The 18,579-nt window shown below is 59.6% G+C and carries 19 protein-coding genes and 1 riboswitch; of the genes, 13 read left to right on the forward strand and 6 right to left on the reverse strand.

What is annotated here, in order from left to right:
- Complete coding sequence (locus tag ABFT80_RS09125; RefSeq protein WP_347971584.1) at nt 1-1,272, forward strand: ribulose-bisphosphate carboxylase large subunit family protein; 1,272 nt, start codon at nt 1-3, stop codon at nt 1,270-1,272.
- A complete protein-coding gene (locus ABFT80_RS09130) occupies nt 1,269-2,543 on the forward strand; it encodes a four-carbon acid sugar kinase family protein (protein WP_347971585.1) in 1,275 nt (424 codons plus the stop codon). Before ABFT80_RS09125 ends, ABFT80_RS09130 begins: the two co-directional genes overlap by 4 nt.
- Here the strand turns inward: ABFT80_RS09130 and ABFT80_RS09135 are convergent.
- Both ABFT80_RS09135 and ABFT80_RS09140 read right to left on the reverse strand, forming a co-directional pair.
- A complete protein-coding gene (locus ABFT80_RS09135; protein ID WP_347971826.1) occupies nt 2,527-3,174 on the reverse strand; it encodes a glutathione S-transferase N-terminal domain-containing protein in 648 nt (215 codons plus the stop codon). The two genes, ABFT80_RS09130 and ABFT80_RS09135, sit on opposite strands and share 17 nt — an antisense overlap.
- Nucleotides 3,174-3,542, reverse strand: coding sequence for an ArsR/SmtB family transcription factor (locus ABFT80_RS09140; protein WP_347971586.1), 369 nt, complete (start codon nt 3,540-3,542; stop codon nt 3,174-3,176). Before ABFT80_RS09140 ends, ABFT80_RS09135 begins: the two co-directional genes overlap by 1 nt.
- 219 nt (nt 3,543-3,761) lie before the next feature.
- On the opposite strand from ABFT80_RS09140, the gene ABFT80_RS09145 reads away from it, so the two are divergent.
- The 10 genes from ABFT80_RS09145 (at nt 3,762) to ABFT80_RS09190 (ending at nt 13,614) form a co-directional block, all read left to right on the forward strand.
- On the forward strand, nt 3,762-4,604 hold the full coding sequence (locus ABFT80_RS09145) for an ABC transporter substrate-binding protein (RefSeq protein ID WP_347971587.1): 843 nt from the start codon (nt 3,762-3,764) through the stop codon (nt 4,602-4,604).
- 11 nt (nt 4,605-4,615) lie between these two features.
- On the forward strand, nt 4,616-5,761 hold the full coding sequence (locus ABFT80_RS09150) for an LLM class flavin-dependent oxidoreductase (RefSeq protein ID WP_347971588.1): 1,146 nt from the start codon (nt 4,616-4,618) through the stop codon (nt 5,759-5,761).
- A 19-nt stretch (nt 5,762-5,780) separates the two neighbouring features.
- Complete coding sequence (locus ABFT80_RS09155) at nt 5,781-7,604, forward strand: TRAP transporter large permease (protein WP_347971589.1); 1,824 nt, start codon at nt 5,781-5,783, stop codon at nt 7,602-7,604.
- A gap of 26 nt (nt 7,605-7,630) precedes the next feature.
- Nucleotides 7,631-8,632 (forward strand): TRAP transporter substrate-binding protein, encoded by a 1,002-nt coding sequence (locus ABFT80_RS09160; RefSeq protein WP_347971590.1) that lies wholly within the window; start codon nt 7,631-7,633, stop codon nt 8,630-8,632.
- 72 nt (nt 8,633-8,704) lie between these two features.
- Nucleotides 8,705-8,807, forward strand: a riboswitch (TPP riboswitch).
- A 129-nt stretch (nt 8,808-8,936) separates the two neighbouring features.
- A complete protein-coding gene (locus tag ABFT80_RS09165; protein WP_347971591.1) occupies nt 8,937-9,680 on the forward strand; it encodes an ABC transporter permease in 744 nt (247 codons plus the stop codon).
- A gap of 30 nt (nt 9,681-9,710) precedes the next feature.
- Nucleotides 9,711-10,664: an ABC transporter substrate-binding protein gene (locus ABFT80_RS09170; RefSeq protein ID WP_455189908.1), complete on the forward strand. Its 954-nt coding sequence runs from the start codon at nt 9,711-9,713 to the stop codon at nt 10,662-10,664.
- On the forward strand, nt 10,661-11,398 hold the full coding sequence (locus tag ABFT80_RS09175) for a hydroxyethylthiazole kinase (RefSeq protein WP_347971592.1): 738 nt from the start codon (nt 10,661-10,663) through the stop codon (nt 11,396-11,398). The genes ABFT80_RS09170 and ABFT80_RS09175 overlap by 4 nt, the downstream gene beginning before the upstream one ends.
- On the forward strand, nt 11,385-12,047 hold the full coding sequence (thiE, locus tag ABFT80_RS09180) for a thiamine phosphate synthase (RefSeq protein ID WP_347971593.1): 663 nt from the start codon (nt 11,385-11,387) through the stop codon (nt 12,045-12,047). The genes ABFT80_RS09175 and thiE overlap by 14 nt, the downstream gene beginning before the upstream one ends.
- The gene (gene thiD, locus ABFT80_RS09185; RefSeq protein ID WP_347971594.1) at nt 12,044-12,847 is read left to right on the forward strand and encodes a bifunctional hydroxymethylpyrimidine kinase/phosphomethylpyrimidine kinase; all 804 of its coding nucleotides are present in this window, start codon (nt 12,044-12,046) and stop codon (nt 12,845-12,847) included. The genes thiE and thiD overlap by 4 nt, the downstream gene beginning before the upstream one ends.
- 101 nt (nt 12,848-12,948) lie before the next feature.
- Nucleotides 12,949-13,614 carry a GntR family transcriptional regulator gene (locus ABFT80_RS09190; RefSeq protein WP_347971595.1) on the forward strand — a complete coding sequence of 222 codons (666 nt, stop codon included), beginning with the start codon at nt 12,949-12,951 and terminating at the stop codon, nt 13,612-13,614.
- 20 nt (nt 13,615-13,634) lie between these two features.
- On the opposite strand, the gene ABFT80_RS09195 is transcribed toward ABFT80_RS09190, so the two are convergent.
- On the reverse strand, nt 13,635-15,017 hold the full coding sequence (locus tag ABFT80_RS09195; RefSeq protein ID WP_347971596.1) for an aspartate aminotransferase family protein: 1,383 nt from the start codon (nt 15,015-15,017) through the stop codon (nt 13,635-13,637).
- 130 nt (nt 15,018-15,147) lie between these two features.
- Between ABFT80_RS09195 and ABFT80_RS09200 the strand changes: the two genes are divergently transcribed.
- The gene (locus tag ABFT80_RS09200) at nt 15,148-15,687 is read left to right on the forward strand and encodes a gluconokinase (protein WP_347971597.1); all 540 of its coding nucleotides are present in this window, start codon (nt 15,148-15,150) and stop codon (nt 15,685-15,687) included.
- On the opposite strand, the gene ABFT80_RS09205 is transcribed toward ABFT80_RS09200, so the two are convergent.
- From ABFT80_RS09205 to ABFT80_RS09215, 3 genes are read right to left on the reverse strand one after another with little or no spacing between them, the layout of a single operon-like run.
- A complete protein-coding gene (locus tag ABFT80_RS09205) occupies nt 15,672-16,559 on the reverse strand; it encodes an amidohydrolase family protein (RefSeq protein WP_347971598.1) in 888 nt (295 codons plus the stop codon). The genes ABFT80_RS09200 and ABFT80_RS09205 overlap by 16 nt on opposite strands.
- Nucleotides 16,559-17,701 (reverse strand): vWA domain-containing protein, encoded by a 1,143-nt coding sequence (locus ABFT80_RS09210; protein ID WP_347971599.1) that lies wholly within the window; start codon nt 17,699-17,701, stop codon nt 16,559-16,561. Before ABFT80_RS09210 ends, ABFT80_RS09205 begins: the two co-directional genes overlap by 1 nt.
- The gene (locus tag ABFT80_RS09215; RefSeq protein ID WP_347971600.1) at nt 17,698-18,579 is read right to left on the reverse strand and encodes an AAA family ATPase; all 882 of its coding nucleotides are present in this window, start codon (nt 18,577-18,579) and stop codon (nt 17,698-17,700) included. The genes ABFT80_RS09210 and ABFT80_RS09215 overlap by 4 nt, the downstream gene beginning before the upstream one ends.

Raw genomic sequence — 18,579 nt, forward strand, 5'->3', positions numbered from 1 at the left:
ATGAGCACAGATTCCCGTTACGAAGCGCGCTATCTCGTCGAGAGCCCGTTTCCGCTCGAAAAAGTCGCCGAGATCATGGCCGGAGAGCAATCCTGCGGCACCTTCACGCGTGTCGAAGGCGAAACGGACGCGCTGCGCGAAAGGGCGCGTGCTTCCGTTGTTGAAGTGCGCGATCTTGGCGAAGTCGAGCGTCCATCGCTTCCGAATGCGTGGTTGGACCGGCGTGGCGATACGCGACCGGTAAGGCGCGGCGAAGTCACGATCAGCTTTCCGATTGCCAATGTCGGCGTAAATCTTTCTACGCTTGCGGCAACGGTTGCCGGAAATCTTTTCGATCTTGGCGAAGTCACCGGCCTTCGGCTGGAATCCGTCAGCGTTCCAGAGGCCTATCGCAGTCAATATCTGTTTCCAACCCACGGCGTGGAAGGAACGCGAAAGCTGACCGACGTAAGCGAGGGGCCGATGATCGGCTCGATCATAAAGCCGAATGTCGGCCTGACATCTGCCGATACGGCCGCTCTGGTCGGGCGGCTTTGCGAAAGCGGTCTGGATTTCATCAAGGACGACGAGATTTCGGCCAATCCTGCACATGCCCCGCTGGCGGAGCGCGTGCCTGCGGTGATGGCTGCCGTCCGCAAATATGAGGACCGCACGGGCAAACATGTGATGGTTGCCTTCAACATTACGGACGAGACGGATGCCATGCGCCGCCACGCCGATCTGATCGAGGTCGAAGGCGGCACCTGCGCCATGGTCAGCCTGAACTGGTGCGGGTTTTCGGCGGTCGAAACGCTGCGCAGGCACAGCGGTCTGGTGATCCACGGACACCGCAATGGCTACGGTGCGTTCTCGCGTCATCCAGCACTTGGCATCGGTTTCGATGCGTATCAGCTTTTGTGGCGGCTGGCTGGCGTCGACCATATGCATGTCCATGGCCTCGCGGGAAAATTCGCGCAAGAAGATGACGAGGTTGTCGCTAGTGCGAAGGCCTGTCTGACGCCACTGGCAAGCACGGACGATCGCGTTCTGCCGGCGTTTTCGTCCGGCCAATGGGCAGGCACGGTGCCGCAGACTTTCGAGGCGGTCGCAACGACCGATCTGCTTTTCATGGCGGGCGGCGGCATCATGGCGCATCCGGGCGGACCGGCTGAGGGCGTGTCCAGCATTCGCGAAGCATGGCGGGCGGTTGCGGCGGGTGAAGCGCTGTCCGATGCGCGTCATTCGAACAAGGCTCTGGCCGACGCGCTGGATTTCTTTGGCGTGAAAGCATGAGCACGCCGATTTACGGCTGGTACGGCGATGATTTCACCGGTGCCACCGACACGCTGGCAACGATTGCGCGTCGGGGACGGCGCGCTTTCCTTTTCCTGGCACCGCCTGAGAACCGCCATCTGGAGGCCGTTGGCGATCTGGACGCGATCGGCATAGCCGGGGCTGCGCGCGCGATGAACCCGCAGGAGATGGCGGCAGAGTTGGAACCGGTCGGACGGTTCTTTCGCGACGCCGGTGTCTCTCTTCTGCATTACAAATGCTGCTCGACCTTCGACAGCGCGCCTCATGTCGGCAATATCGCTACCGCGATTGAGACGCTGCGCCCGTTCGTCGATCAGGCGCTGGTTCCCATCGTCGGCGGCCAGCCTTCGCTGCGGCGCTATTGTGCGTTCTCCAATCTGTTTGCATCGGGCAATGGCGGAATGCACCGGCTCGACCGGCATCCGACAATGAGCCGTCACCCCTCGACCCCGATGGGCGACGCCGATCTCGCCCGGCATCTGCGGCGGCTCGGTCTGGATGACATTGCGTGCATCGACTGGACGAGTATCGATAACGGCTCGCTGGACCGCGAGTGGTCGCGTTTGCAACGCGGGGCCGTTCTTTTCGATGCTTTGACGGAGACGCATATTGCGGAGATCGGCAGGCTGATCCGTATCGCCGCCGCTAAAAGTTCGATGTTGACCATAGGTGCGAGCAGCGTCGCGGAAGCGTTCTTTCCTTCGGTCGATGCTGCCGACGCGGTTTCACAAATCGACAGTGCTGGGCCGGTTCTGGCCTTCGCCGGAAGCCTGTCGCCATTGACGCGTACGCAAATCGAAGCGGCGCAATCGTTTCATCTCATCCCGATTCAAGCCGGTGAGTTGATAAGCAGCCCAACCGCTTTTGAGAGGGTGGTTGCGCAAGCAGTCGCGAAATTGCGGCAAGCTCAAAATGTCCTGATATCGACCGCACCCGCAGACGAAATATCAGCTTCAGGCCGTCACCTGGCTGAAAGAAGCGCCGAGCTTGTTGACGCTATTCTCAAAATTGCGCCGGTCGGCAGGCTGGCAATTGCCGGTGGCGATACGTCGAGCGTCATCACGAATTCACTAGGCCTTTGGGGGCTAGGTTATGCCGGGCGCATTTCTGATGGCGTTGCGCTTTGCCGCACAAGAAGCGACAACCCATCACGCGACGGCATGTTGCTGATGCTCAAGGGCGGGCAAATGGGCGATGTCGATTTGTTCGACCGTTTTGCCGGTTTCCAGACTGTCAGGGAATATGCGTAACTTCGGGTAGCGGTATCTCGCCTGTAAAATGCGGCAGGCGATAGCCGCGCTGGACTGCCGGACGCGCTGCGATTGCGAGATACCAGCGATGCACATTGGGGTAGGTGTTGAGGTCGGTTTTGTGGCGTTCGCAGCGCGAGATCCACGGCCAGATTGCGATATCGGCAATCGTATAGTCGCCCGCTATGAACTCCCGATCTTTCAGCCGCGCATCAAGCGTCTCGTATAAGCGCTTTACGTCATTGCGGAATATGTCTTCTGCGTAGGGCGCGCGGCCTTCATTGTAGGTCAGGAAATTATGCGCGTGGCCGAGCGTCGGCCCGAGACTGCCCGTCTGCCACATCAGCCATTCGATCACCTCAAGCCGTGCTTTGCCCTCGGCCGGAATGAATCTGCGGTACTTGTCGGCGAGATAGAGCAGGATCGCGCTGGACTCGATTACGGTCGTGCCGCTCTCGCGGTCGAAGATCGCGGGGATTTTGTTGGTCGGGCTTATTCTATTATACGCGCCAGAAAACTGTTCGCCCTTCGTGATGTCGATGGAATGGCATTCGAAGGGAATGCCAAGTTCTTCCAGCATGATGGAAATCTTGAAGCCGTTGGGCGTGATCCAACTGTAAAGATCAATCATCAATCGAACATGATTTCTGTGATCGGCAGATTTGCCATGCTCGTGCGCTTGCTGGTGACATCGTCCAACCCGGCGAACATGCCGCGCAGGAGCTTTACCAGTCCGGTGCTTTTATCATCGACGACGCGGTAGATGACATTCTTGCCATCGCGCCTGCCTTCGATGATACCTGCGTCGCGCAGTTCGGTGAGTTGTTGCGAGAGTGTGGGCTGGCGGATGCCGAGTTCGTCTTCCAACTGTGAAACCATCGATTCCTGTTCCATCAGGAAGCAGACGATTGCCAGCCGATTGGCGTTTCCGAGCGTCCGCAAAAGGTCGCTAGCATCGCCTACGCTTCGGCAGAGTTTTGGGGAGATCGGCTTGACCATCAGGCTCCACGCAGCATCACTTCATAAAAAAGTATATTCGCCGCGTTCCGTCTGCAACCGGGAAATGACCTGTTCCGTGCATACGCAAAAACGGACCTGACACTGATAGAAATACGGGTATTTCAATTCGGTATGACGCTCCAAATTGGAATGAAGCCGTCCAGACAGACAATCTATAAAAAAATAGATTATCAGCAGGTTCGGCATACAGGCACTTTTATGAAAATCGGCGTTCACCCCAGCAATCTCCACCTGCGCCTTGCGCAGGTCTGGCCAAAAGCATTCGAAGCGCTCGACCCGGTATTCGTAGAATACGGGGAAGGGCGCGACACGGCTGACTTGATCGCGCGCAAATCCATCGATTTCGGCGGTACGGGTTCCACGCCGCCGATCGTTGCCGAAGCCAGTGGCAGGCCCGTTTCCTACATCGCGGCCTCTGCCGCGCGCCCCGGAAATGGAGCGATTGTCGTTACGCGTGGCGGCGCGGTGAAGGATGCATCTGACCTGAAGGGCAAGCGCATCGCTTTGGTAGATGGTTCGTTCCAGACCTATCTTCTCGCCAAGATTCTCGAAGAGGCGGGGCTTGGTCTGCCAGATGTCATTCGCATCGAAACGGGCGGACCCGCAGGTTTCAAGGCGCTCGAAAATGGTGCGGTGGATGCGTGGCTTTCGATGGCGCCGCAACTCGAGAAAGCCGAAAGGCACGAGGGTTTTCAGATACTTGCACGCTGCGGCTCGACCATCCCCAACAGGTCGGTGTTCTGGACATTGGCGGAGCAGCCAGTCGCGCAGGAAGCATCCGATTACATTGTAAACGAACTCTCGCGGATCGGGCGCGAGGTCATGGCCGATCCTGCAAAGGCGGCAAAGCTGCTGGTGAAAACCGGCGCAGGTGACGCGGAGCTTGCCGACTGGGAAGCGATCGTGCGGTCGCGCGATTTCACGATAGTCGCGGCAGACGAGACGATTCTGGCCGAGCAACAGGCAGAGGCCGACACATTGACACGGCATGGATTTTTCGATGCGCCGGTATCCGCCAGTCGTGTAGCAGAGCGGGCATAAGGTTTAGGTAGATGAATATATTCTGGTACATGTGTGCGCCCGACGGTGCCTATCCCTGGCAGCCGGAAGGCTCGCGAACAGTCGATTACGGCTATTACAAACAACTTGCGCAGGCTTACGATCACCTCGGCTACACCGGCGCGCTTTTCGCGACTGGCGCACATGATGTCTGGGCGCTTGCCGGTGCCCTGCTACCCTACACCGAGCGTCTGAAGTTCCTCGTCGCGATCCATCCCGGCCTGATTTCTCCGACCCTGCTTGCTAAAATGGCGGCAAGCTTTCAGGAGTTTTCGCAAGGACGGTTGCTAATCAACGTCGTGTCCGGCGATGCAAAAACGCTGGCAGCCTACGGCATGACGCTGGACCATGACCAGCGCTACGACATGGCCGACGAATATCTTGGCCTTTGGCATCGGCTGATGGCGGGCGAAACGGTTGATCACAAGGGCAAGTTCTTTTCCCTGGAGGGCGCGAAGCTCGCGCTGCCGGTCGGCTCATCCATCAAGGCGCCGCCGCTCTGGTTCGGCGGATCGTCGGAAAAGGCAATCGACGTCGCCGCAAAACATGTCGATTCCTATTTGTCATGGGGCGAAACGCCGGAGCAGATTGGGGGCAAGGTCGAGGCCGTGAAACGCCGGGCAGACGAACTTGGCCGCACGCTGGAATACGGCATTCGCCTCTATGTCATTACCCGCGAAACAGACGCCAAGGCGTGGGAAGCCGCCAGCGATCTTTACGACCGGATGGACGATGCATCCATCGCGGCGAACCAGCGTTTCGTCGGCAAGACGGATTCGGTCGGGCAGCAGCGGATGACCGCGCTGCATGGCGGCCTAAAGCCCGAAAATCTGCGCGATCTCGAAATTGCGCCGGACCTTTGGGCTGGTATTGGGCTGGTAAGGCCCGGTCCGGGAACGGCCATCGTGGGTTCGCCGGATACGGTCATCCGCACGCTGGAAGCCTACAAAAAGGTCGGCGTCGAAACATTCATCCTGTCCGGCATGCCGCTGCTCGAAGAGGCTTATCGTTTCGGCGAAACAATATTGCCGCGTCTTGATGTTCAGCGCGAAACCGCTGAAGTTCGCCCTGCTGCACCCAAAAGCTATACGTGGACGACGCTGTTCGACCGCGATCCAGAGACGATAAAGCAAAGCTGATGCCGATGAGATTTACCCGATGACCATGGAACTTGCGCAAACAAGCATCGGTACTGCACCGTCCCGTATTGCCGCACGTACGCTCTTGATCGTCGAGACCGTGCTTGAGACGATATGCGGTGCGCTGCTGGCAGTTTTGCTCGCCGTCGTGCTTGTGACCGTGGTTCTGCGTTATGCCTTCGGAACCGGCCTTCTCGGATCGGAAGATCTGTCGGTCTGGCTGCATCTGGCCCTGATCGCGCTCGGCGCCCCGCTTGCGATCAACAGTGCGCTTGCCATGCGGCTTGATGTTTTCGTGCGCCTCATGCCGAAGTCTTTACAGGCGGTTGCATCTGTCATCGCCGATGTCTTCGTGGTTCTGACCGGCCTGATCTTCCTGTTCGGAAGCGCAAAGATCGTGTCGATGCTGGGCGGGATTTCACCGACTCTGGGCCTGCCCGAATGGGTGCGTTTCAGCGTGTTCGGCGTCGGCGGCGGGCTAATCCTGCTCGTCGTTGCCTTGCAATTCATCGCGGAGCGGCGCATCGCCAATCTGGCTGCAGCCTTTATCATCGGCGGGGCGCTTTATTTCGCCATTCCTTTCGTCCATTTCCCTGCAGGCTGGCCGCCAAGCTTCGTGCTGGGCCTGATCAGCTTTGTCGGACTGGTCGTAGCCGCACCCCTGCCGCACGCGTTTTTCGCAGCCGCCTATATCGCAATGGCCTTCGGCAGTACGATGCCCGAACAGGCAATCGTCTCGACAACCGTCACCGGCATGTCGAAATTCCTGCTGCTGGCGATCCCTTTCTTCCTGCTGGCAGGCGGGCTGCTGACGGCATCGGGCGTGGCGGGACACCTCGTTCGGTTCGCCGCCTCGCTGGTTGGGCATAAGCGTGGCGGGCTGGCGCAGACGACGCTTCTGACCAGCGTTCTGTTTTCAGGCGCGTCGGGATCATCGGTGGCGAATGCGGCATTTGGCGCAAGCACGTTTCAGCCGCCCTTGGTCGAGCGCGGATATTCACCGGCGAAGGCCGGGGCGATCATTGCCTCAACCTCGGTGCTCGACAATGTGATCCCGCCTTCCATCGCGTTTCTCATTCTGGCCGCCGCCACAAACCTTTCGGTCGGCTCGCTTCTGGTCGGCGGCTTCGTCGCGGGCGGCATCATGGCGGTCTGCCTTGGCGTGAGCTTTTATCTGACGGCGCATGACAATGGCTTGCAGGAGCGAGCGACCGGGCGCGACAGATTGCGGTTTGCGGTGGCTGCAATTCCGGCTTTTGGCCTGGGCGTCATCGTCGTCGTCGGCATACGCATGGGTGTCGTGACGACGACCGAGGCCGCAGCCTTGGCAGCCGTCTACACGCTGGCGCTCGGACTGACACGTATTGACCGCAAATCGCTGTTTTCAGCCTTCGGCCAGGCAGCGCGCGAGGCATCGGCGATCGGCCTGCTGATAGGCACGGCAGCGCCGTTCGCTTTCCTGCTTGCCGTAGACGGCGTGTCGAACATGGTCGCGAACCTTGCATCTTCACTCGGCAGCGGGCCGGTTGGCGTCCTGCTCCTGTCGAATCTCATCCTGCTGGTGGCCGGTCTTTTTCTTGACATAGGCGCAGCGATTTTGCTGCTCAGCCCGATCCTGATGCCGGTGGCTGTAGCCGCCGGAATAGACCCGATCCATTTTGGCGTGATCATCGTCGTCAATCTGATGATCGGTGGGCTGACGCCGCCCGTCGGCATGCTGGTCTATGTCGTGAGCGGTGTGACGCGCGTGCCTGTAACGGCCTTGTTCCGCGCAATATTGCCTTACCTCTTCGCGCTGCTGGTGGCTCTTGCCATCCTCTGCGCCGGTGCACTCGTCCTTTGATTTCCTCCCAAGAAAGAGCCCTGGAAATGCATAGATTGAATAGACGTGCTTTCATCAAATCCACCGCCGCAGTTGGAGCGGCTGGCCTCTTCACACCGGCTTTGATCGGTCGCGCCCAGGCGCAGGCACAGACGCTGACCGTTGCCTCGCTGTTTGGCGACGATAAGCCGGAAACCAAGATCTGGTTCAAAATCCGCGATCTCGTGGAAGAGAAACTGCCCGGCCAGTTCAATTTCAACATCGTGAAGAACGGCGCTCTCGGCGGTGAAAAAGAAGTCGCCGAAGGCGTACAGCTCGGTTCGATCCAGGCCAGCCAGTCAACGGTTTCATGGCTGTCCGGCTGGGTACCGGAGCTGCAAATTCTCGACCTGCCATTCCTGTTTCGCGATGCCGATCACGTCAAGAGCGTCGTCGATGGACCGCTTGGCGACGAGTTGAAAGCCAAGCTCGATGCGCAGAATTTCCATGTCGGTGGCTTCATCAATTATGGTGCTCGCCACCTTCTGACGAAGGAAGAGGTCACACGCCCTGAACAGCTCAAGGGCAAGCGCATCCGCGTCATCCAGAGCCCGTTGCACACGCAATTGTGGAGCGCGTTCGGCACGACGCCTGTCGGCATTTCGATCACCGAAACCTACAATGCACTGGAAACGGGCGTCGCTGACGCGATGGATTTGACGAAATCGGCCTATGCCGGGTTCAAACTCTACGAAGTCGTGCCGTATTTGACGGAAACCAGCCACATCTGGGCATCCGGCGTCGTCTATTACTCGAACAGCTTCTGGAACGGATTGAGCGACGAGCAGAAAGTCGCGTTCGATGAAGCGTCCAGCGAAGGCGCGGACTATTTCACGAAGCTGATTTTCGAAGACGAAGACGCGTCGATCAAGATCGCTGCCGAACATGGCGGCCATGTCGTGCAGCCGGAAAATCGTGCCGATTGGGAAGCGCATGCACGCGGTGTCTGGGAATCCTTTGCCGGTACTGTCGGCGGCATCGACAAGATCGAGGCGATCCAGAGCGCCTGAGTTCGAAACCAGCGCGGCGTGTGGATTATGCCACGCGCCGCGTTGACACCCGCCCCGCATTGGGGCAAGCCTTACCTATCCGAGGGGTGCGCTGTACGGCGCTGAGATGGCAATGAGCCGGACCCTTGAACCTGATCCGGGTTATACCGGCGTAGGAACGGAAATAGGGCCACACCGGCAATCCTAAACCTGCTCTTCGCTTCGCCTGGGTCTCCAAGATGTTTATCGGGAGATCGCGCCATGCCATTCGAATTTTCCTACGCCCCGCCGGATTTTCAGCGAGCTTTTTCGGGCTGTTAGCGCCATGCGCCGTATTCTCTGGGCCGGGCAAACCATCGGCGTGCTGCTGATTGCTTGGCAGAGTATAATCCTGCTGCTCTCGCCGCCGCGCTACATGCTGCCGTCGCCGCTTGCGGTGTTGGCAGCATTCGAGCGCCAGCCGGGCTTTTTCCTGAGACATGGTCTGGTCACGCTGACAGAAATCCTGCTCGGCTTCGTGCTTGGTGTATTGTTCGGCGCGCTGACCGCGATTGCGATCGCGGCATTTCCACGGCTTGGCCGGCTGGTCTGGCCGATGCTTCTGGTCTTGCAGGCATTTCCCGTCTTCGTGATCGCTCCATTGCTGGTGCTGTGGTTCGGGTTCGGCATGGCCTCGAAGGTCATCATGGCGATGATCATCATCTTTTTCCCCGTTGCCTCTGCCTTCGGCGACGGGATGCGTCGCATCGACCGAGACATTCTGGATGCCGCTTCCGAAAGCGTTCCGACGCATTGGCATATGCTGCGACGAATTCGGATTCCGCTGGCGCTCCCAAGCCTGCTTTCGGGTCTGCGCGTGGCGGCGCCTTTGGCACCGCTGGGTGCGGTCATCGGCGAATGGGTCGGTGCTTCGGCGGGGCTCGGCTTCGTCATGGTTCAGGCCAATGCGCGCATGCAGACCGACACCGTCTTCGCCGCGATGACGTTGATCGCAATTCTAAGTCTCGCCCTGCGGCACCTCGTGGACGAGGCCGCACCATTCATCGCGCCATGGGCGCAAGAACGATGATCCTTTCTCTGACAAATCACGGATAAGAGCATGATAAAACGCACAATAATTGCAGCAAGTATCGCTTTTCTCGCCCTGTCTTCGCCGCTTGTCGCGGAGGAGCAGGCGAAGGAAAAGCTGACTGTTCTTCTCGAATGGTTTGTCAACCCTGACCATGCGCCGCTGGTTGTCGCAGACCGCTTGGGCCTGTTCGATGAGGCAGGGCTGGATGTCGAATTGATCCCGCCGTCCGACCCGTCGGCAGTGCCGCGCTTGGTTGCCGCCGGGCAAAGCGACATCGGCATTCACTATCAGCCGAACCTCTATCTCGATCACAAGGCAGGTGTGCCGATCGTTCGCTTTGCGACCCTTGTCGAAACGCCGTTGAGCAGCGTCATCGTGCGGGCGGACGGTCCGATCAAAAGCATCGCCGATCTCAAGGGCAAGACAGTCGGATACTCGGTCGCAGGCTTTGAAGATGCCATCCTCGGCAAGATGCTTGAAAGCGAGGGCGTCAAGCTCAGCGATGTCGAACTGATCAACGTGAATTTCGCGCTTTCGCCTTCGCTGCTTTCGGGGAAAGTCGACGCGATAATCGGCGGTTTCCGCAATTTCGAGCTGACCCAAATCAAACTGGAAGGTCATGAAGGGCTTGCCTTCTTCCCGGAGGAGCACGGTGTTCCGCCATATGATGAGCTGGTTTTTGTAACGCGACAGGAGCTTGCCGATGACAAACGCCTGCCACGCTTCCTTGAGGCAGTCGAAAAGGCGACGCTCTACCTGACCAATCACCCGGACGAGGCGTGGAAGATGTTCATCGACGCTTATCCCGATCTCGACGATGCGCTGAACAAGCAGGCATGGATCGACACGCTGCCGCGTTTTGCGAAACGCCCTGCAGCACTCGACAAGGGCCGTTATGAACGCTTCGGCGCATTCCTTGCCGAGCGCGGCCTGATCGAAAAAGCACCTGCCATTGAAGATATCGCGGTGGAAATCCGATGAGCACAGCACCTTTCGTAGAACACACGGCAGGCCTGCTTGAAACGGTGCGGACACGGCGTCCGCGCGTGCATTGCCTGATGAATGGGGTCGTTCCGAAATTCGTCGCGGACGGTCTGACCGTCATAGGTGCCGTGCCTTCGATGACGTCTTCCGCAGATGAAATCGAGGCATTTGCCGGGCGAGCTGACGCGCTGCTCGTCAATCTTGGCACGCTCGACGCCGGGCGGCGCAATGTTATCGCCCTTGCGCTCGATGTCGTCAGGCCAAAGGGAACGCCGTGGATTGTCGACCCGGCGCATTGCGATGCATCGCCCGACCGAAGCCGCTATGCGCAAAGCCTCGTCGCGCAAGGTGCATTCGTGCTGCGGGCCAACGCTGCGGAAATGGCGGCGATTGGTGAAATCGATGGGCCGGTTGTTGTCGAGACAGGCGCAACCGACAAGGTAAGGGGCGGCGCTAACGCCGTCTCGATTTCGAACGGCCATCCCTGGCTTGCCGAGGTGACGGGCACTGGATGCGTTTCAGGGGCAATCATCGCAGCCTTCCTCGCCGTCGAGCCGGATCCTTTCAAGGCGTCGGTGGCCGCGACTTTGACGGTTGCGATTGCGGCGGAAATCGCCGCCCCGCTTGTGCGCGGTCCCGGCAGTTTCGAACCGGCCTGGCTCGACGCGCTTTTCAACCTCACGCCAGCCGACATCGTGGAACACAGCAGGATTTCATATGACCGGACTTGATTATCGTTTGAACGCAATTGTCGATGGACGGCTGGCGGACAAGGGCGACCTGGCCGCTATGGCGGGGTTGGCTGCGCGCAATGGCGCAACGCTGATCCAGTACCGCGACAAGCAGGCGGATACGCGAACCATGATCGAACGTGCAACCGCGATCCTCACTGCTTTGGCTGAAACCGGCGTTAAGCTGGTCATCAATGATCGTGTCGATGTCGCGCTTGCGGCCAAGGCGCATGGCGTCCATCTCGGGCGCGATGACATGGATGCGCTGACCGCGCGGAGCCTGCTTGGCCCGAATGCCATCATAGGGCTGACGGTCAAGAACGAGGCCGACGCGGATACCGCGATTGCCGCGCCCATCGATTATGCCTGCATAGGCGGGGTGTTCGAAACCCTCTCCAAAGTGAACCCGGATCGGCCGATTGGATTGGACGGCCTTTTCGAGCTTCGCAATCGGATAAGAGAGGTGCGTCCCGACCTTCCAGTCGGCGCAATTGCAGGCATCGATCTGGCGCGCGTGCCAAGCGTCATTGCAGCCGGGGCGGACGGCGTTGCGGCGATTTCGGTTATCTTCGACGCGCCGGATATTGCCAAGGCAACGAGTGACTTGTGTAGTGCAGTTGATGCCGCACTTTCGGAGCGGAAATCATGACCGCCATTGCCGTAACGATAGCAGGCTCGGACAGCGGCGGCGGCGCGGGTATTCAGGCAGACCTCAAGACGTTTTCGGCGCTCGGTGTTTACGGTGCGAGTGTTTTGACGGCCATCACGGCGCAGAATACGAAGGGTGTTACCGCAGTCGAAGATGTTTCGGCGTCATTGGTCACCGCACAGATCGAAGCGGTTTTCTCCGACCTTTCGGTGGGCGCGGTGAAGATCGGCATGGTTTCGCGCGACGAAACCATCGCGGCAATCGCCGATGCGCTTGAAAGGCTGAATATCAAGGCGGTGCTCGATCCGGTGATGGTCGCGACTTCCGGCGACCGTCTTTTGCGCCCGAAGGCTATCGAAATCTTGAAAGCGCGGCTTTTGCCGCAGGCTCTGATCGTGACACCGAACCTGCCTGAAGCCGCGCTTCTGACCGGGCGTCCGATTGCCGAAGACGAGCGCGAAATGGCGCGGCAGGCAGAGATCATCCTGTCCGGTGGCGCTGCTTCCGTTCTCATCAAGGGCGGACATGCTTCCGGCAGCGAAAGCGTCGATCTGTTCTTCGATGGCCAGACACTCCATCGGCTGGCTGCACCCCGGATCGAAACGAAAAACGATCACGGCACGGGTTGCACCTTGTCCGCAGCGATAGCGGCAAAGCTGGCTCTGGGCGAGACGCTTGCCGATGCGGTGAGCGCCGCAAAGAATTATCTGCACGCCGCACTCGCCGCCTCGCACAAAATCCGTATCGGCCACGGGCGAGGTCCGGTTCATCATTTCCATGAATTATGGAAGGAGCTGTGACCAGCGGCCAACTTGTTCGCCGGATTTGAAAGTCTATACTTGCCCATCGATGCCGGCGGATTTTCTGTCTTCCGGGATCGGGAAACAGAAGGGCAGCCAGAATGAATATCCAGCAAGGCAGCGATGCGACCGATCCTGTCTTTGCGCCCGTCCATCAGCAGGTCTATCAGACATTGCGCGAGCATCTGATCACCGGCCGTCTCTCGCCGGGGGAGGCGATCAGCCTGCGCAGCATCAGCGAAATGCTGGGCGTTGGCATGATGCCGGCGCGCGAGGCCATCCGTCGGCTGGCCGCCGAGAACGCGCTGGAGATTCAGCAGAACCGCCGTGTCTGCGTGCCGCGGCTGACATTGGCTCGCTTCGAGGAGTTGATGCAGGCGCGCGTGGCGCTGGAGCCGCTCTGCGCCAGCCGCGCGCTCGCCCATGTCGATGCCGCCCGTCTGGAACGGATGATCGCTTATGACGATGAGATAAATGGCAGTTACGATTCGGGCAGCGCGGATGCGTATATGCTCAGCAATTACCGTTTTCACTTCGAGCTTTACCGGGCGGGCGGCTCTGAGGTTCTGGTGCCTTTGCTCGAAAGCATATGGGTGCAGTTCGGCCCCTTCATGCGCACCGTCTACGATCTGGTCGAGAAGACGGATGTCATCGACAAGCACAGAATGGCCATCGATGCGATCCGGCGAAAGGATGCGGAGGCGCTAAAGCTCGCCATCCACGCCGACATTCTCGACGGGGTCTATTTGCTGCGTCAAACATTGTAGCAAGACAACGGCTGAACGCCTTACTCCTTCACCAGTTCGGCAAGCACCTCGCGATAGGCGCTGACGAGTTCATGCGCCTCGCTTTCCTCCAATGGAGGTCCGACGAGAATCATGTTGTGGAACGGTGTAACAAGGAAGCCCCGGTTGAGCAGGCCCAGATGCAAAGCCGCTTCGAGCGTTGAGGATGCCGCCGCACGCGCCTCCGTGGCGTTGCGCACCGGAGACTGCGAGAAGACCACTTCCAGCCGCGCGCCGACCCTTACCACCGTCCATGGCAGGCCGAACTCACCGATGGCAGCGCGCAAACCATCCTCGATCAGATCCGCGCGGCTGGCCATGCGCTCGTAGGTTTCGGGTATGATGATCTCTTCAAGACTGGCGCGCAGGCAGGCGAGCTGAAGCGCGCTGCCGGAAAGCGTCGTGCCTATGCCGGAATGGCCGGAGGTGTCGCGCGCGCGCCGCGCCTGATCCAGACGCGCTGCGACATCGTCGGTCATGCCCCAGACGCTGACCGGAATGCCGCCGCCGATCGGCTTGCCCATCACCAAAATATCCGGCTCCAGCCCATGCACGGTTGTATAGCCGCCAAGGCCGGTCGAGATCGTGTGTGTCTCATCGATCAGAAGCAGCGTGCCGCTGTCGCGGGTGAGTTGGCGCAGGGTTTCGTGATAGTTCTCGACCGGCAGGATCATGCCGCAATTCGTCATAACCGGCTCGGCCAATACGCAGGCGATTTCGCCGGAAGCGAGCGCCGCGCGCAATGCTTCTTCGTCGTTGAACGGTATCGAAACCGTGTTCTCGCCGAGATCGATGACCTGTCCGAGCAGGCTTGCCCGCGATCGGGTTTTGCCGTCCACAAGATCGACGAGCGTATCGTCGACCGACCCATGATAGCAGCCGTCGAAAACGAGAATCTTGCGGCGTCCCGTAACTGCGCGCGCGGCACGGATTGCAAAACGGTTCGCGTCGCTGGCAGTCGCGGCTATCTGCCAATGCGGAAGCTTGAAGCGCTCGACCAGCAGCGAGCCGACGATGTCTGCATCGGTAGACGGCAGCATGGTCGTCAATCCGCGATGGGCGGCGCCCTCCAGCGCGCGCAGGATCGGCCCCGGACCATGGCCGAACATCGCCCCGGTGTCGCCGAGACACAGATCGACCATCTTGTTGCCATCGATATCGACCAGCCTTACACCGCTGGCTTTTTCGATTATCATCGGGAAGGGCATCGGCCAATCAAGCATCCAGTGCATCGGCACGCCGTCGAAAAAGCCATTGCCCGTCTGCATGGATGCCGCCGCCTTCGGGCGCCTGTCGGTGTAGATTTGACGCTCGGCGGGCAATATCGCACTGGCACGCGCTTCGATTTCACCAAAAGTAAGATTTTGCAGGCTCAATGATGCCATTCCCAATTATCGTGATCACGATCGTTAAGATCGGCATGCTTTTATGTCAATAAATAGCGGATTCATGATCATTATAATTGGCTGTGCAGTGTGATGGCCATCAGGATGATGGTCGATCTATATTGATGTCATGATTCCCGATGAAAACAGCCGTCCTGGCAGCGCAGATTTCCTCGTCGTCATGGGTATCGCGGGCACCGGCAAGACGGAGATCGCCAGCCGTCTCGCAACAGCTCTCGGCTGCACATGGATCGAGGCGGACAGGCTGCACAGTGCAGAAAATGTCGAGCTCATGCGGCAGGGCATTGGCCTGACCGACGAACAGCGCTGGCCATGGCTTGGCGAGGTTTGCGAAGCTGCTCTTGCAGAGAGAAGACGGCCGGTGGTTATCGCCTGTTCGGCGCTGAGACGACGCTACCGCGATTTCATGCGCGAAAGGCTGGGCGTGGTACGTTTCCTGTTTCTCGATGGACCGACGGAGTTGATCGAGCAAAGACTGCAGGCCCGGAAAAGTCATTTCGCGACCACTTCACTGCTCGCAAGCCAGCTTGCAACATTGGAGCGGCCGGAAGATGACGAGCAGCCGATCCGCCTCGATATAGCTTTGACGCCGGAAGAAATCGTCTCAAGCGCGGTCCGCGCTCTGAGTGCTGTTCATTCTACCCGATAAACGCGCGCTGCCGTGTTCCAGAAAATATCGGCTTCGGCATCGTCGCCGTGTCGGGCGACTGCCTTCCGGTGCGCAGCGACAAGCGAAGCGTGATCGGTCCAGAGCTTTTCGATCGGGAAATTCGAGCCGAACATCAGGCGATCGCTGCCTAGAATCTCGATGGCATTATCGATGATCACGGTGATCAAATCCGGGTCGTTGCGGTGGACGAATGTACCCAGGCCGGAGAGCTTTGCAGACAGGTTCTGCAAGCGCGAAAGCTCGCGCAATCCGGCTTTCCACTCCTCTAAAGTCTGCGAAGATGCGTCCGTCAGCATGCCGGTATGGGTCAGGATGAAATCCGTCTCCGGGTTTTCCTCGACCAGATCAGCGCCGTCGCGCATCTGTTGCGGGAAGAGTTGGAGGTCGAAGGAAAGGCCATAATCCTTTAAACGAGCAACGTTTTTCCGCACGGCGGGATCGACAACCTGACGGGCATCGGAAGCAAAGCGGTATTCCGGCGTCTCGTGCCAATGAAGCTGCATACGCACGCCGCGCAAGAGCGGATAGCGCGCGAGCCGATCCAGTTGCGGCCTCACATCGTCGACACTCATGTCTGCATAGCCGACAATGGCATGGGGCCAGCCGGTTTCTTCTGCGGTTTTCTGGACCCAGGCGACTTCCTTCTCGAAATCCTGCTTGGCCCAGTTGGTCTGGACGTAGACGGCTTTCTCGACGCCGGAGCCTTCATTGTCGGCGAGGAATTCCTCTATCGGATAGTCGCGGCGGATGGGTTCGTAGGGACCGAAAATGCGCGGCACCATATCTCCGACCAGCCACGGCAAATCCTGCTGCCGCCAGATGTGGAAATGCGAGTCGATGATTTTCTGCATCAGGAAACCTCCCGCCAGATTGCTTGTGCCGTCGCCGCAGGGCGCGCGAGCGACAGGATGAAATCGGTAAGCGTTGCGATGGACGAGCCGTCCACCAGATCGTCGAGCATGGGCAGGACCGCGCGCAAGGCTGTCGTCTGCGGACGAAATCGCGGATCGCCTGCAAGCGGTGTGCAGAGCGAAAGCCGAAAGGCGCGGGCGCTCAGACGGCGCATCGCAAGCTCCATCTCGGAATGATCGCCGCGCTCCAACGCGTCGGACAGGATCACGACCGCCGCGCCACGCGCGAAGGCGGCAAAGCGCGGCACCGAGAGGAGAGCGAGCAGGGTAGGCCCGATCCGTGTGCCGCCATCCCAATCATCCACTTGAGCAGCGACGCGGGAAAGCGCCTGATCGCATGTGCGGACGCGCAGTGACGGCGTAATGCGGGTTAGACGCGTTCCAAGCGTGAACACTTCGGCAGTATCCGCACTCTGCACCGCCGCATGGGCCACCGCCAGATAGTCCGCCGTATGCAGCTTCATCGATCCTGAAACATCGATCAGCAGCATCAACCGGCGCGGGATATTTTGGCGTCGACGCAGCAAGGGTGCGGGGACATCGCCATCTGCGCGAACGATCGATCTCAGCGAACGACGCAAATCCAGCGTTCCGCGCGATGCGGTTCTGATCGTGCGGAACGAGCGGCGGAGGGGTAGGGCGTTTTTCAGATCGCGGCGAAACCGTTTCAGGAGGTCGTCGTCGCGTTCGAAAAGGCGCGCGCTCAGCCTTTCCTTGCCCGATGCGAGCTCGCCGGAGCTGTCTTCCACAATGGCTTCGGCCTGTTCCTTTTGCGGGCCGCCATCATCCTTGACCTGCGTTTCTTTCTCATCGGCATCGCCCTCTATAAAGGCCGCGGTCTCGCCGAAAAAATAGCTGCGGAAATGTGCGTCGAATTCGGCCCGGCGGTCCGGCGGCGGCGAAAGCGTTGCAAGTGCTGCCTCGCGTATGTCGGCCATGGATCGCGGACCTAGCAGCGTAACCGCCGCCATGAAATCGCTCGTCTGTTCCGGCGCGACAGCAAAACCGAAGCGCCGCAGCACGCGCCCGAAACCCATCAAGACTTTCGCGGCCTGCGGCAGAACGGTGAGAACGCCATTCACGCCAACGCCTCCTCGATGATCTTTCCAAAATCCGGCGCGAGATAGGTGGAATCCTCTTCGTCCTTGATGAGAACGCCGACTGCCCGGCGAAACGCTTCAGGCCACGGGCTGCCGCCCTTTTCGAGGATGGTCGCGGCATTTGCCCATTCGACCGCCTCCGCAATGCCCGGCGGTTTCGCCAACGGTCGCGCGCGGATGTTCTGCACGGCATTGGCGACGGCCCGCGCAGTTGCCTCTGCAACGCCGCCTGCGCGCAGCATGATGATGGCAGCTTCGCGCTCCGCATCCGGATAGCCGATCCAGTGATAGACGCAGCGGCGACGCAACGCCTCTGCCAGTTCGCGGGTGCGGTTGGATGTCAGGATGACGACGGGTTGCGAGGCTGCGCTTAATGTGCCGCGTTCGGGAATGCTGATCTGGAAATCCGAGAGAAATTCGAGAAGCAGCGCCTCGAATTCGTGGTCGGACCGGTCGATTTCGTCGACCAGAAGCACGAGCCGCTCCGGCGCTTTCAGGACTTGCAGCAAAGGTCGCGCAATCAGAAACCGATCATCGTAAATGTCGATTTCGTTTTCGCCAGCATGGCGAATGGCGAGCAATTGCCGCTGATAATTCCACTCATAAAGCGCGTGCGCTGCATCGATGCCCTCATAGCATTGCAGGCGTACGAGCGACCGGCCAAGCACTTCTGCAATCGCCTTGGCGGCTTCGGTCTTTCCGACGCCAGGTGCGCCCTCAAGCAGCAACGGTTTGCCGAGCCGAATAGCGAGAAAGATTGCTGTGGCGAGGCTTTCATCAGCCAAATAGCGACTCTTCGCCAGAAGAGTCGCTATTGCTTCGGGCGAAGTGGCAATCGTTTCTGGCGCTGTGCCTGTCAT

It is taken from the genome of Foliimonas ilicis, from assembly GCF_039939195.1.
Classification (GTDB): Bacteria; Pseudomonadota; Alphaproteobacteria; order Rhizobiales; family Rhizobiaceae; genus Foliimonas; species Foliimonas ilicis.

Excerpts from the sequence above, each read along its gene's own strand:
- ABFT80_RS09125 (WP_347971584.1), top strand. The coding sequence starts at position 1 with ATGAGCACAGATTCCCGTTACGAAGCGCGCTATCTCGTCGAGAGCCCG.
- ABFT80_RS09130 (WP_347971585.1), top strand. The coding sequence starts at position 1,269 with ATGAGCACGCCGATTTACGGCTGGTACGGCGATGATTTCACCGGTGCC.
- ABFT80_RS09135 (WP_347971826.1), bottom strand. The coding sequence starts at position 3,174 with ATGATTGATCTTTACAGTTGGATCACGCCCAACGGCTTCAAGATTTCC.
- ABFT80_RS09140 (WP_347971586.1), bottom strand. The coding sequence starts at position 3,542 with ATGGTCAAGCCGATCTCCCCAAAACTCTGCCGAAGCGTAGGCGATGCT.
- ABFT80_RS09145 (WP_347971587.1), top strand. The coding sequence starts at position 3,762 with ATGAAAATCGGCGTTCACCCCAGCAATCTCCACCTGCGCCTTGCGCAG.
- ABFT80_RS09150 (WP_347971588.1), top strand. The coding sequence starts at position 4,616 with ATGAATATATTCTGGTACATGTGTGCGCCCGACGGTGCCTATCCCTGG.
- ABFT80_RS09155 (WP_347971589.1), top strand. The coding sequence starts at position 5,781 with ATGACCATGGAACTTGCGCAAACAAGCATCGGTACTGCACCGTCCCGT.
- ABFT80_RS09160 (WP_347971590.1), top strand. The coding sequence starts at position 7,631 with ATGCATAGATTGAATAGACGTGCTTTCATCAAATCCACCGCCGCAGTT.
- ABFT80_RS09165 (WP_347971591.1), top strand. The coding sequence starts at position 8,937 with ATGCGCCGTATTCTCTGGGCCGGGCAAACCATCGGCGTGCTGCTGATT.
- ABFT80_RS09170 (WP_455189908.1), top strand. The coding sequence starts at position 9,711 with ATGATAAAACGCACAATAATTGCAGCAAGTATCGCTTTTCTCGCCCTG.
- ABFT80_RS09175 (WP_347971592.1), top strand. The coding sequence starts at position 10,661 with ATGAGCACAGCACCTTTCGTAGAACACACGGCAGGCCTGCTTGAAACG.
- thiE (WP_347971593.1), top strand. The coding sequence starts at position 11,385 with ATGACCGGACTTGATTATCGTTTGAACGCAATTGTCGATGGACGGCTG.
- thiD (WP_347971594.1), top strand. The coding sequence starts at position 12,044 with ATGACCGCCATTGCCGTAACGATAGCAGGCTCGGACAGCGGCGGCGGC.
- ABFT80_RS09190 (WP_347971595.1), top strand. The coding sequence starts at position 12,949 with ATGAATATCCAGCAAGGCAGCGATGCGACCGATCCTGTCTTTGCGCCC.
- ABFT80_RS09195 (WP_347971596.1), bottom strand. The coding sequence starts at position 15,017 with ATGGCATCATTGAGCCTGCAAAATCTTACTTTTGGTGAAATCGAAGCG.
- ABFT80_RS09200 (WP_347971597.1), top strand. The coding sequence starts at position 15,148 with ATGATTCCCGATGAAAACAGCCGTCCTGGCAGCGCAGATTTCCTCGTC.
- ABFT80_RS09205 (WP_347971598.1), bottom strand. The coding sequence starts at position 16,559 with ATGCAGAAAATCATCGACTCGCATTTCCACATCTGGCGGCAGCAGGAT.
- ABFT80_RS09215 (WP_347971600.1), bottom strand. The coding sequence starts at position 18,579 with ATGACAGGCACAGCGCCAGAAACGATTGCCACTTCGCCCGAAGCAATA.